General features: G+C 40.5%; 10 protein-coding genes. 8 read left to right on the top strand and 2 right to left on the bottom strand.

The annotated features are described in order from the left end of the window. Positions 1–22: 22 nt before the first annotated feature. Together BN35_RS07310 and BN35_RS07315 are read right to left on the bottom strand one after the other, a co-directional pair. Positions 23–238 (bottom strand): hypothetical protein, encoded by a 216-nt coding sequence (locus tag BN35_RS07310; RefSeq protein WP_025071556.1) that lies wholly within the window; start codon positions 236–238, stop codon positions 23–25. A gap of 208 nt (positions 239–446) precedes the next feature. Continuing rightward, positions 447–2,648 (bottom strand): sodium-translocating pyrophosphatase, encoded by a 2,202-nt coding sequence (locus tag BN35_RS07315; RefSeq protein ID WP_028900836.1) that lies wholly within the window; start codon positions 2,646–2,648, stop codon positions 447–449. Between the two features lie 985 nt (positions 2,649–3,633). Between BN35_RS07315 and BN35_RS07320 the strand changes: the two genes are divergently transcribed. The 8 genes from BN35_RS07320 to rimO all read left to right on the top strand — a co-directional run bounded on the left by BN35_RS07320 (position 3,634) and on the right by rimO (position 12,960). After that, positions 3,634–4,839, top strand: a complete 1,206-nt coding sequence (locus BN35_RS07320; protein ID WP_025071557.1) for a tetratricopeptide repeat protein — start codon at positions 3,634–3,636, stop codon at positions 4,837–4,839. A gap of 3 nt (positions 4,840–4,842) precedes the next feature. Next, a complete protein-coding gene (locus BN35_RS07325; protein ID WP_025071558.1) occupies positions 4,843–6,159 on the top strand; it encodes a DEAD/DEAH box helicase in 1,317 nt (438 codons plus the stop codon). Between the two features lie 109 nt (positions 6,160–6,268). Next, positions 6,269–7,336, top strand: coding sequence for a 3-phosphoserine/phosphohydroxythreonine transaminase (gene serC / locus BN35_RS07330; protein WP_028900835.1), 1,068 nt, complete (start codon positions 6,269–6,271; stop codon positions 7,334–7,336). 181 nt (positions 7,337–7,517) lie between these two features. After that, positions 7,518–8,435, top strand: a complete 918-nt coding sequence (locus BN35_RS07335; RefSeq protein WP_025071559.1) for an NAD(P)-dependent oxidoreductase — start codon at positions 7,518–7,520, stop codon at positions 8,433–8,435. 5 nt (positions 8,436–8,440) lie between these two features. Beyond that, positions 8,441–9,688: a DUF1015 domain-containing protein gene (locus tag BN35_RS07340; protein ID WP_025071560.1), complete on the top strand. Its 1,248-nt coding sequence runs from the start codon at positions 8,441–8,443 to the stop codon at positions 9,686–9,688. After that, positions 9,688–10,275 carry an IMPACT family protein gene (locus tag BN35_RS07345; RefSeq protein WP_025071561.1) on the top strand — a complete coding sequence of 196 codons (588 nt, stop codon included), beginning with the start codon at positions 9,688–9,690 and terminating at the stop codon, positions 10,273–10,275. The genes BN35_RS07340 and BN35_RS07345 overlap by 1 nt, the downstream gene beginning before the upstream one ends. A 409-nt stretch (positions 10,276–10,684) precedes the next feature. After that, positions 10,685–11,635, top strand: coding sequence for a signal recognition particle-docking protein FtsY (gene ftsY, locus BN35_RS07350; RefSeq protein ID WP_008125600.1), 951 nt, complete (start codon positions 10,685–10,687; stop codon positions 11,633–11,635). Positions 11,636–11,658: 23 nt separating this feature from the next. Beyond that, complete coding sequence (gene rimO / locus BN35_RS07355) at positions 11,659–12,960, top strand: 30S ribosomal protein S12 methylthiotransferase RimO (protein WP_028900834.1); 1,302 nt, start codon at positions 11,659–11,661, stop codon at positions 12,958–12,960. Positions 12,961–12,965 lie beyond the last annotated feature (5 nt).

Consider the following 12,965-nt stretch of genomic DNA (forward strand, 5'->3'; position numbering starts at 1 on the left):
TTTATGTTTTCTGTCTGCTCTGCTACTCAGCGGTGTACATCCAAATGACCGCCATCATGATGAGTGCAGCAACGATGCAAAGCGAAAAGAACAATACGTTGCTCGCCATCTTCCTACGTTTTTTCCGCATCGCATGGTTGTTTTGGAACTGAGGATGTTTCCTATGGTGGTGATGATGCTCTGTATTGTGGTGTTGTTCCTTCGCATGTTGGTGATAAGAGGGTTGCTGTTCTGTCATTGTCGTTGTCATTTTTATGGGTGCAAAATTACATAAAAACTATGATTTATAAGCCAATAGAGTGAAGAAAGTGCTTTTTCTTTGGAACAACGACAACTCTCATTGGATGAAATGAAAATTACCTCAACCTCCAATAGCATTTTTCATTCATTGCGTATGCAGATTTGGAGGTTGAGGTAATTGCCTCTATCAGTGTTCTAAGTTCGTGTTAGATGAGCGCAGCAGTCAGTCCTGCCATGACAATGCTCACCATGGACATGAGCTTAATGAGGATGTTCAGACTTGGTCCGCTGGTGTCTTTAAATGGATCACCTACAGTGTCGCCAACGACAGTAGCCTTATGGCATGCCGAACCTTTGCCACCGAAGTTGCCTTCTTCCACCATCTTCTTGGCATTGTCCCATGCACCACCAGCATTTGCCATAAAGATGGCGAGGGTAAATCCTGCTGCCAAGCCACCTACGAGTAGTCCAAGAACGCCTGCAACACCCAAAACGATTCCCACAACAATAGGAATAGCAATGGCTAAGAGTGAAGGTAAAATCATCTCGCGTTGTGCCGATTTGGTGCTAATCTCTACACATCGTCCATAATCGGGTGTGGCTTTGCCTTCCAATATGCCTTTGATTTCTCTGAATTGGCGTCTTACTTCATCCACCATTGCGCCAGCTGCTCTACCTACAGCGCCCATAGTGAGTCCGCAGAACAAGTAAGCAGCCATGGCACCGATAAAGGCACCTACCAAAACGCGTGGATTCATCACGTTCACTTGGAAGAAATCCATAAAGTCAGACATGGTGGCATTCATAGGATTGAATACGTTTCCTGCCGCATTGACAAACTGATGACCATCTTCTACCATTCTAACCATGGCTATTTTCACCTCTTCTATATAGGATGCCAAAAGTGCCAAGGCGGTTAATGCAGCCGAACCAATGGCAAAACCCTTGCCAGTAGCAGCGGTGGTATTGCCCAAGGCATCGAGTGCATCGGTGCGTTCTCTCACTTCTTCGCCGAGGTTACTCATCTCAGCGTTACCGCCAGCGTTATCGGCAATAGGTCCATAAGCATCGGTAGCGAGGGTAATACCCAGTGTAGAAAGCATACCCACGGCAGCAATGCCAATGCCATAAAGTCCACGACTAATCGAATCGGCATTCATGCTCATATCAAAGCCGTTGGCACAGAGGTAGCTTAACATAATGGCTACTGATATGGTTACTACAGGAATGCAAGTACTAATCATTCCCGTGCCAATGCCTTTGATGATGACAGTTGCTGCACCCGTTTGCGAAGCAGCTGCAATCTCTTTGGTTGGCTTGTAACTATGTGAGGTGTAATATTCGGTGGCTTGACCGATGATGACACCTGCTGCCAGACCTGTTACTACCGAGAAGCTAACACCCAACCAGTTGGTGATGCCCAAGAAATACAAGATGAGGAAAGTTGCGATGGCAATAAGCACCGCAGCAACATTAGTGCCAAGGCTCAAAGATTTCAGCAGGTCTTTCATCGTTGCTTCTTCTTTGGTACGTACCAAGAAAATACCAATCAGGCTCAAGAAAATACCTACTGCAGCAATAATCATAGGTGCTACCACGGCTTTGAGTTGCATGTCACCGCTTGCCACAAAGGCTGTGGCACCTAATGCAGCCGTAGACAAGATACTTCCGCAATAACTTTCATAGAGGTCAGCACCCATACCAGCGACGTCGCCCACGTTATCGCCCACATTGTCGGCAATAGTAGCGGGATTTCGAGGGTCGTCTTCAGGAATGTCTTGTTCTACCTTGCCCACCAAGTCAGCCCCTACATCGGCTGCTTTGGTGTAGATACCTCCTCCAACACGTGCAAACAGCGCTTGTGTAGAGGCACCCATACCGAAGGTCAGCATTGTTGTAGTGACGGTAACCAGTGCCATGTTGCTGCCATGATAAAGATAAGTGAGGAGTATAAACCACATGGCAATGTCCAACAGACCTAAACCAACCACAACGAGTCCCATGACTGCGCCCGACCGGAAGGCTATCTGCAGACCCTGATTTAAGCTCTTGCGAGCTGCATTGGCGGTTCTGCCCGATGCATAAGTGGCAGTTTTCATGCCAAAGAAACCACAGAGTCCGCTAAAGAAACCTCCAGTGAGGAATGCAAACGGTACCCATGGATTTTGAACTTTGAGCACGTAAGCCATAAAAGCAAACAGGATAGCTAATGCGATAAATACATACAGCACCACAGTGTACTGTTGTTTGAGGTACGCCATGGCGCCTCTGCGCACATGTTGCGCAATTTCTCGCATACGAGGTGTGCCTTCATCATACTTCATCATGCTTTGAAAGAAGTACCATGCCATGGATAGTGCAACCACGGAGGCAACTGGCACAAGCCAAAAAATAAATGGAATGTTCATAGTGTTATGTTTAAAGTTTTTATTAAGATTGTTTGCAAATATAATGAATATAATGACAGGTTGTATCATTTGGAGGGCTTTTTTTACTGAAATCTCATAGTTTTTTCATACATGAAGGTTGGTTGACGATGAAAAACTATCTTTTTTCTTTTTTCAACAACAAATTTATTTTTGGTAAAGGAATTTGTTGTTTTTGTCCTTTTATTTTACCAAAAAACGACCATCTAAAATCTTCAAAATAGAAAAAATCAATAGGCAGACAATAGACATAATTACGCTGATTTTCACAAAAAAGCTGTCTTTTCAAGTTGGAATATTGATTTAACGGTCTTGGAAACATACATTAGCGGCGTTATTCACATGCTTCAACCCCATTAAAGCATGCAAATTGTCAGCTTATCTCAATGGGTTAGTCGAAGAAAAATGGGAGAAAAGAGAGTAAAAGGAGAGACTTTGTTTGTAACATATTCAATAACAAGCGATTATGAACCTCGCTCATAACTCGCGTATTTGCGACCAACTTTGAAGTTGGTTGTTTACACGCGAGTTATGAGAGACACTTTGTAAAGAAAATTCAGCATTTATTTTTATTTAATGCGTCGTATTTTCAAGATTACGAACACTGCTTCGGAGGTGTGCTTCGTGGTGAAAATATCATTCTTCAATGAAAGAGCTGTAGTTCATAGGGATAATGAAGAGGGAATCATTTTATATTGTCTGCTATGCCGTGTGCTTATGTTGATAGCCCATTGTTTTTTTAGATTCAAGCTGTACTTATTATTAAATAGAGAGGTGTCGGTTTGTCCCTATATATAAATAAGGTGAAGATAATAATGCAAGTTTTGTCGGAATAATCTCTTTGATATATGGAAAATTGCGTATATTTGCATAACAAATGGGGGATTAGCTTTTAAGACATATTTTATACCTATCATTATTTTTGGACATTGTTCCAGTAATTGAATATAGTTTTACGTAGTAGACGATGAAAAGACTTTTATATATTTTCTTTATAGTAAGCTTTGTGGTGACTGCCCAAGGACAGAGAAAAGAGATTTCACAAGCAAGACAATGGGTGAAACGTGGAAACAATTTGGATAAAGCCGAAAAATCCATGCGCAGCTTGCTCAATGACTCAACCAACAGATGCAATAAAAAAATATGGTTAACTCTTTTTGAAGCAGTTAGAAAGCAATATGAGCAAGGAAATGAGAAGTTGTATTTGAAGCAAAAATACGATACCACACGGTTGTTTTCTTTGGCAAGAAATATGTTTGAAGATTTACAGGCATTTGATTCCATTGATGCACTACCTAATAAAAGAGGTAAAGTAGCTCCAGCCTATCGTAGCGAACATGCACAATATCTGCATCAAATCAGACCGAATCTCTTTAACGGTGGGGCTTTCTTCCTTAATAAAAAGAAATATGCTGAAGCCTATCAAATGTACAATACTTACATTCAGAGTGCTTATGAGCCATTGTTTGAAAAATACCAGTATGTAGAGAAAGATAGGCGAATGCCTGAAGCTTCGTATTGGGCTGCATTTAGTGCTTATCAATTAAAGAAGTATGATGCAACTTTGAAACATTCGCATCTCGCATTGAAGGATTCGGTGCATTATCCCTATATGCTTCAATATCTTGCCAATATCTATGAAGAGAAAAAAGATACAACCATGTATCTAAAGGTTTTGGACGAGGGATTTACCACTTATCCAAGTTTTCCATTTTTCTTCCCTCGATTGGTTGATTATTATGTAATGACGAAACAATTTGATAATGCCTTGGACATTATTGACCGAGCGTTAGCGGTGGACAGTACCAATCAGTTATATCAATTTGCCAAGAGTACCGTACTTTTGAATACAGGTAGATACGATGCGTGTATTCAAATCTGTGACGATCTCATCGCAAAGAATGACAGCATGCCAGAACCCTATCTCAATGCTGGTCTTGCTTATTTCAATCAAGCTGTTCTCTTAGACAATGATACGAAATTATCAAAGAAAAATAGAAAGCAAATTCTGGGCTATTATCATAAGGCTTTGCCCTATTTAGAGCGTTATAGGGCTTTGGCTCCAGAGCTGAAAGATAAATGGGGTACGCCGCTGTATACCATCTATCTGAATTTGAACATGGGTAAGGAGTTTGAAGAAATCGATCGTATTATCAATCAAAAACAAAAATAAGTCATGAATGTCACCGTTGATTTAGCTAAATTAGGGATAGAACAACTGAGTGCCATGCAGTTGAAAGCTTCTGACAGCATTGCACAAAGCGGACGTGATGTTATCCTTCTTTCTCCAACTGGGTCGGGGAAGACTTTGGCTTATTTGCTGCCGATTCTTCAAAAATTGGATGTAAGTTCAAAAGAGGTGCAATCCGTAGTGATAGTTCCCAATAGAGAGCTTGCCATTCAATCAGCAGAAGTCTTGCAACTGCTCACCAAGTCAATGAAAGGATTTGCGTGTTATGGGGGGCGTCCCGCCATGGATGAACACCGACAGTTGCGACAAGTACAGCCACAAATCATTTTTGCTACGCCTGGAAGGTTGAATGACCACTTAGACAAACGAAACATCACTATCGAAACGATTCAATATGTCGTTATTGATGAATTTGATAAGTGTTTAGAGATGGGATTCCAAGAGGAGATGAGCAAGATTCTTGAGAAGCTTACTGCCGTCAAACAGCGCATTCTTCTTTCGGCAACAGATGCCGTAGAAATTCCTCATTTCGTCAACATGAATAATGTCGATCGATTGGATTATCTCACATCAGCAACTGTCTCTCATCAGGTTCGAGTCTTTTCGGTTCATAGTCCGGACAAGGATAAGCTGCAAACACTCAAACAACTGTTGTTGTCGTTTGGAAATCAGAGTACGATAGTGTTCACGAATTATCGAGAAAGTGCCGAACGCATCCATGATTTTTTGACATTTCAACATTTTTACTCTACTGTTTTTCATGGCGGTTTAGATCAGCAAGAACGTGAAAGTTCGATCTATAAATTTTCTAATGGGTCGGTGAATATCTTGGTGAGTACGGATTTGGCTTCGCGTGGATTGGATATCCCAGATGTAGACAACATCGTTCACTATCAATTGCCAGACCAAGAAGAAAACTATGTGCACAGAACGGGGAGGACCGCTCGTTGGGAAAAAGAGGGTAGGGCGTTCCTGCTCATTGGCCCCACAGAAGCGATACCTGCATACGCTATCAGTCATACTCAAGAATATAGCATCCCTGTTACGGACAGTCTGCCCGCATTACCCAAAATGGCAACTATATATATAGGTAAAGGGAAGAAAGATAAGATAAGCAAAATGGACGTTGTTGGGTTCTTGTGTAAGAAATGTCAACTTGCTCCTGATGAGATAGGACGTATTGATGTGAATAATTATTACGTATATGTGGCAGTCCAAAGAAATAAGTTGCAAGAAGTTCTAAAAAGGGCAAAAGGGCAAAAAATTAAGGGTTTAAAAACGATTTTTGAGGCTGCAGAATAGAAAAAACGCGGAAAGTGCAAAATAATACAGTTTTTATTTTTGTCTTTCAAACTATTGTTGTAAATTAGCAACCAATTACTAATACTTGTTTAATTTTAACTTTAAAACAATGGAAAAATACAATTTTAATGCAGGTCCATCAATCCTTCCTCGTGAAGTAATTGAAAACACAGCGAAACAAATTCTTGACTTTAATGGTAGCGGACTTTCTCTGATGGAGATTAGTCACCGTTCAAAAGACTTTCAGCCAGTTGTTGACGAGGCTGTAGCTTTGATTAAAGAGTTGTTGCAGATACCAGAAGGTTATGCAGTTATCTTCTTAGGTGGTGGTGCTTCATTGCAGTTCCACATGATTCCTAACAACTTCTTTGTAAAGAAAGCTGCTTATCTGAACACAGGTACATGGGCTAAGAAAGCTTTGAAAGAAGCAAAATTCTTCGGAGAAGTAGTAGAAGTAGCTTCTTCTGCAGACAAGAACTATTCTTATCTTCCTAAAGGATGGAGCGTACCTGAGGATTGTGATTATTTTCACATTACTTCCAACAACACCATTTACGGTACAGAGATACGTAATGACTTGGATGTAAAGGTGCCACTTATTGCAGATATGTCATCAGATATATTTAGTCGTCCAATTGATGTTTCTAAATATGCATGTATCTACGGTGGAGCACAGAAGAACTTGGCTATGGCTGGTGTTACATTCGTTATCGTTAAAGAAGACATGTTAGGCAAGACAGGACGTGAAATACCTACGATGTTGGATTATCGCACACACATTGAGAAGGGTTCTATGTTCAACACTCCTCCTGTTGTTCCTATCTATTCAGCTCTCGAAACATTGCGTTGGATTAAGAAGAGCGGCGGTGTAGAAGCTATGGATAAGTTGGCTCACCAAAGAGCAGACTTGTTATATGCTGAGATTGACAGAAACAAACTGTTCAAGGGTACTGTTGCTAAAGAAGATCGCTCATTGATGAATATCTGCTTTGTCATGAACGAAGAATACCAAGATCTTGAAAAACCATTCTTCGAGTTCGCTACCGAACGTGGTATGGTTGGTATCAAGGGACACCGTTCTGTTGGAGGTTTCCGTGCAAGTTGCTACAACGCTATGAGTGTTGATGGTGTGAAGGCACTGATTGCTTGCATGAAAGAATTCGAAGACAAACATTAATCCATTACAAACTACAAACTAATCATGATTTACAAATAGGCTAAAATAAGAAAATTAAGTGAGCATAATGATCCTGTTTGCTTGATACAACCTTATTTTAGCCTGTTTGTTCATCAATTCATGCGTAATCACTTCCTATTGTGGTTACGTACTTAATTAACCCATTCAATATTCTAAACAAATGAAAGTACTTATTGCTACAGAAAAACCTTTTAATGCAAAGGCAGTCGAGGCTATTAAAAAAGAGTTGGAGAGTCAGAATCATTGCGTTAAACTGTTAGAAAAATACACTTCTACCGATGAACTCAAAGATGCTGTAAAAGATGCAGAGGCGATGATTGTTCGTTCTGATAAAATAACGAAAGAAATCCTTGATGCTGCTCCAAAACTTAAAGTTGTTGTTCGTGCGGGTGCTGGTTACGATTCTATTGATACCGCTTATGCCAAAGAAAAAGGTATTGTGGTAGAAAATACTCCTGGTCAGAACTCTAATGCAGTTGCTGAATTGGTATTTGGCTTGTTGATTTATATGTGCCGTAGCTGCTTCTCTGGAAAATCAGGTTGTGAACTGAAAGGTAAGAAATTAGGTATCTTGGCTTTCGGTAACATTGGACGTCATGTAGCTCGCATCGCTAATGGTTTTGGTATGGAGGTATATGGCTTCAGCCGTTCGCATGCAGAGAATCCTAAAAAAGAAGATGGTGTTCAGTTTGTGGCTACCAAAGAAGAGCTCTTCAAGCAGTGTGATATTGTTAGTGTACATCTTCCTGCCAATGAACATACAAAGCAAAGTGTTGGTTACGATCTTGTTAATTTGATGAAGAAGGGTGGCATTTTGGTAAATACTGCTCGCAAGGAAGTTATTAACGAACCAGAATTGTTGCGTTTAATGGGTGAACGTGAAGATCTTAAATTTGTGACAGACATCAAGCCAGATGCTGATGCAGAATTTGCAAAGTTGGAGGGTCGTTACTTTACTACTCCTAAGAAGATGGGCGCACAGACAGCAGAAGCTAACGCTAATGCAGGAATTGCTGCCGCACAGCAAATCAATGCTTATTTCAAAGACGGTTGCACGAAATTTCAAGTTAACAAGTAAACACTATGGCAACAATTAAACCATTCAAAGGCGTTCGACCTCCAAAAGATTTAGTTGAAGAGGTTGAGTCACGTCCATACGATGTTTTGGATTCTGAAGAGGCGAGAGAAGAAGCTGGAAATAATGAAAAGAGTCTGTATCACATTATTAAACCAGAAATCGATTTCGAACCAGGAACTTCTGAATATGACCCACGTGTCTATGAGCAAGCAGCTAAGAACTTTAAGAAGTTCCAAGATAAAGGCTGGCTCAAGCAAGACGAACACGAAAACTACTATATCTATGCTCAAACCATGAATGGTAAGACACAGTATGGATTGGTAGTAGGTGCTTATTGTCAAGACTATCTCAATGGAGTTATTAAGAAGCACGAACTGACCCGAAGAGATAAAGAAGAAGACAGAATGAAGCACGTACGGGTATGCGATGCCAACATAGAACCTGTTTTCTTTGCTTATCCCGACAATCAAACGCTTACAGCTTTGATAGAGCGTTATGCCTCTGAAAAGCCTGAATACGATTTCATTGCTCCTATTGACGGTTTCAGACATCAGTTCTGGGTAATCTCCGATGCGAAGGATATTGAAACGATTACAGCAGAATTTAAGAAGATGCCAGCCTTGTATATAGCTGACGGTCACCATCGTTCTGCAGCTGCTGCATTGGTTGGTGTTGAAAAATCGAAAGCTAATCCTAATCATGCAGGTCATGAAGAATATAACTATTTCATGGCTGTTTGCTTCCCAGCATCTCAGTTAACCATTTTAGATTATAATAGAGTGGTGAAAGATTTGAACGGAATGACATCAGAAGAGTTCTTAAAAGCTTTGGAGAAAAACTTTGATGTTGTTGAGGAAGGCACGAAGAGTTACAAGCCACAGCAGTTGCATGAATTCTCTTTGTATTTAGACGGAAAATGGTATAGCTTGAAAGCAAAACCAGGAACATACGACGACAACGATCCAATTGGGGTATTGGACGTAGATATTTCTTCTCGATTGATACTTGATGAATTACTCGGAATCAAGGATTTACGTTCAGACAAGCGTATTGATTTCGTTGGTGGCTTGCGTGGCTTGGAAGAGCTTGAGCGTCGAGTAGACAGTGGAGAAATGAAGATGGCATTGGCTCTTTATCCTGTTTCTATGCAGCAGATAATGGACATCGCTGACTCAGGAAAAATTATGCCACCGAAAGCAACATGGTTTGAACCTAAACTGCGTAGTGGCTTAGTGATTCATAAACTATCTTGATGACAGATCAATATAGAACTATAACTCATCAAATGGGCGAGGGATTTTACTCCGAGAAACGGAGTAAATTCCTCGCCTTTGCGCATCATGTCACGACAGAAAATGAGGTGAAGGAATTGTTACAAGCTTACAAGAAGAAATATTATGACGCCCGCCACTGCTGTTATGCGTACATGCTGGGAGCAGACAGAAGTGTTTTCCGTGCGAATGACGATGGTGAACCTTCCAGCACCGCAGGAAAACCTATCTTGGGACAAATTAACGCTCATGAATTGACTGACATCTTAATCGTTGTTGTGAGATATTTTGGCGGTACTAAATTGGGAACCAGTGGACTTATTGTCGCTTATCGAACAGCTGCTGCGGCAGCCATAGAAAATGCACAAATAGAAACGAGATATGTAGAAGATATTATCGATTACTCTTTTACCTATCCGCTGTTAAATGAAGTTATGAGAGTAGTGAAAGAGTTGGAGCCTCGAATTGTTTCTCAAACATTCGATAATACTTGCCACATTTCCTTAGCCATACGAAAATCTCAAGCTGCTGAATTGCGTCAGCGATTGGAACAATTATCTTTTCAATAATCCCTTGTGCATCATCTGTCTTGCCTAAGTGTAGTGTTTTTCCCTTTTGTTTTATTGAAAAACATTGACAAGTGATTTTGAACATACAAACCAAAAACGTTGAGTAATTTTGGAGCTGTAGTCAACTCTTAGAGATTGTGTGTTAAACCCATAGAGATAGAAGTCAATGGATGTGGATGATTTTAATAATTATGCTCAAGACAGTTGAAAATTGCTTGTAGATTGAGAAAGTATCGAAAAAATGTGCTATCTTTGTAACGTATATATACAGTTGATTTAACAAGGATAAAGTATTTCATGCGTGAGAGTTTCGTCTTATAGAAGAACTTCAAGCATGCCAATTAAGTTATTCAATTATTGACAGTTATCTCTCTTTCGGGATGCTCAATTATTAGGAAAAGATAGTATTATGGGAATTTTTGGTCTCTTCAACAAGAAAAAGAAAGAAACCTTAGACCAAGGTTTAGAGAAGACAAAGCAAAGTGTGATAAGCAAACTTTCGCGAGCCGTTATAGGGAAATCTAAGGTAGACGATGAAGTGTTGGATAACCTTGAAGAGGTGCTTATTACCTCTGATGTCGGTGTTGATACGACTTTAAAAATTATCCAACGTATAGAAGAACGAGTAGAACGAGATAAATACGTCTCTACCTCTGAATTAAATGCCATTCTACGTGAGGAAATTGCCACTTTGTTAGCAGAGAATCATTCCGAAGATAATGAGAGTTGGAGCCTGCCAACCGATCATCAACCTTATGTCATCCTTGTTGTTGGTGTCAATGGTGTAGGAAAAACTACAACAATAGGAAAGCTTGCTTATCAGTTTAAGCAGGCAGGAAAGAAAGTATATTTAGGAGCTGCCGACACTTATCGTGCCGCTGCGGTAGACCAAATCGTGATATGGGGTGAGCGAGTAGGAGTACCTGTCATTAAACAACAAATGGGTTCTGACCCTGCTTCGGTCGCTTTTGACACGTTGCAGAGTGCTAAAGCTAATCATGCAGACGTCGTTTTGATTGATACAGCAGGACGCTTACACAATAAAGTGGGACTGATGAACGAGCTGAAGAAAATCAAAGAGGTGATGAAAAAAGTACTGCCTCAAGCTCCAGATGAAGTGTTGTTGGTACTTGATGGTAGCACTGGTCAGAATGCATTTGAACAAGCAAAACAGTTTTCTGCGGTAACTCAAATTACGTCTTTGGCGATTACCAAACTTGACGGTACGGCTAAGGGCGGCGTAGTGATTGGCATCAGCGACCAATTGAAAGTGCCTGTGAAGTACATTGGACTGGGAGAGCAAATGGAGGATTTGCAACTCTTTCAGCGAAAGGAATTTGTTGATAGCCTTTTTGGATAAAATAAAAAAAGTAGTTGTTTGTTTTGAAGAAAAATCAAATTGATATTATTACCATGGGCTGCTCAAAGAATCTTGTTGACAGTGAGAAGTTGATGAGATTGTTTGAAGACAACGGCTATCGTTGCACCCATGACAGTGAGTCTCCTGATGGTGAAATTGCGGTCATTAATACTTGTGGTTTCATAGAATCGGCAAAAGAAGAGAGTATCAATACCATTTTAAGTTTTGTCGAAGCTAAGAAAGAGGGTAGACTAAAGAAGCTTTTTGTGATGGGTTGTTTGAGCCAGCGATACAAAGATGAACTGGAGAATGAAATTCCTGAGGTGGATAAATTTTATGGGAAATTCAATTATAAGCAACTTTTGTCCGATTTGGGAAAAGCGGAAATATCCTCCTGTCATGGATTGAGACATCTGACAACACCCCGCCATTATGCGTATTTAAAGATTTCAGAAGGTTGCGATCGCCAGTGCGCCTATTGTGCCATACCACTCATGACAGGTAAACATAAGAGCAGATTGAAGTCGGATATTTTAGCAGAAGTCAAGGACATGGTGGCACAAGGGGTGAAAGAATTTCAGGTCATTGCCCAAGAATTGACTTATTATGGTAGAGATATCGACGGCAAACAACATATTGCGGACTTGATTTCTGCGATTGCAGAGATAGAAGGAGTGCAATGGATTCGGCTTCATTACGCTTATCCAAACCAATTTCCATTAGAACTTTTAGACGTAATTAGAGAAAACAAAAAAGTTTGCAACTATCTCGACATTGCTTTACAGCATATTTCAGATGGCGTGTTATCTCGTATGCATCGCCATGTGAGTAAGCAAGAAACGCTCAATCTCATCAAGACCATTCGAGCAAAGGTTCCGGGTATTCATTTACGAACAACGCTCATGGTTGGATTCCCTGGTGAGACGGAAGAAGAATTCCAAGAACTACTTGAGTTTGTACGGTGGGCACGATTTGAAAGAATGGGTGCCTTTATGTATTCGGAAGAAGAAGGTACCTATGGTGCTTTACATTATCAAGATGACGTGTCGCAGACAGTGAAGCAGCAAAGACTGGATCAACTCATGGCTGTGCAACAAGAAATTAGTGCAGAAATTGAGGCAGAAAAGATAGGAAAGACAATGAAGGTAATCATTGACAGAAAAGAAAACGATTACTATATTGGACGTACAGAATATTGCTCTCCTGATGTTGATCCTGAAGTCTTAATACATTCGACGAGGAAGAACTTGGAAATTGGAGCATTTTACCAAGTAAATATCACGGATGCAGAGGAATTTGATTTGTACGGAGAAGTTGTAGAATGAAATAT

The organism is Hoylesella timonensis 4401737 = DSM 22865 = JCM 15640 (assembly GCF_000455445.1).
Classification (GTDB): Bacteria; Bacteroidota; Bacteroidia; order Bacteroidales; family Bacteroidaceae; genus Prevotella; species Prevotella timonensis.

Bases quoted from the DNA above. Each gene is read 5' to 3' on its own strand.
- BN35_RS07310 (WP_025071556.1), bottom strand. From the start codon at position 238: ATGACAGAACAGCAACCCTCTTATCACCAACATGCGAAGGAACAACAC.
- BN35_RS07315 (WP_028900836.1), bottom strand. From the start codon at position 2,648: ATGAACATTCCATTTATTTTTTGGCTTGTGCCAGTTGCCTCCGTGGTT.
- BN35_RS07320 (WP_025071557.1), top strand. From the start codon at position 3,634: ATGAAAAGACTTTTATATATTTTCTTTATAGTAAGCTTTGTGGTGACT.
- BN35_RS07325 (WP_025071558.1), top strand. From the start codon at position 4,843: ATGAATGTCACCGTTGATTTAGCTAAATTAGGGATAGAACAACTGAGT.
- serC (WP_028900835.1), top strand. From the start codon at position 6,269: ATGGAAAAATACAATTTTAATGCAGGTCCATCAATCCTTCCTCGTGAA.
- BN35_RS07335 (WP_025071559.1), top strand. From the start codon at position 7,518: ATGAAAGTACTTATTGCTACAGAAAAACCTTTTAATGCAAAGGCAGTC.
- BN35_RS07340 (WP_025071560.1), top strand. From the start codon at position 8,441: ATGGCAACAATTAAACCATTCAAAGGCGTTCGACCTCCAAAAGATTTA.
- BN35_RS07345 (WP_025071561.1), top strand. From the start codon at position 9,688: ATGACAGATCAATATAGAACTATAACTCATCAAATGGGCGAGGGATTT.
- ftsY (WP_008125600.1), top strand. From the start codon at position 10,685: ATGGGAATTTTTGGTCTCTTCAACAAGAAAAAGAAAGAAACCTTAGAC.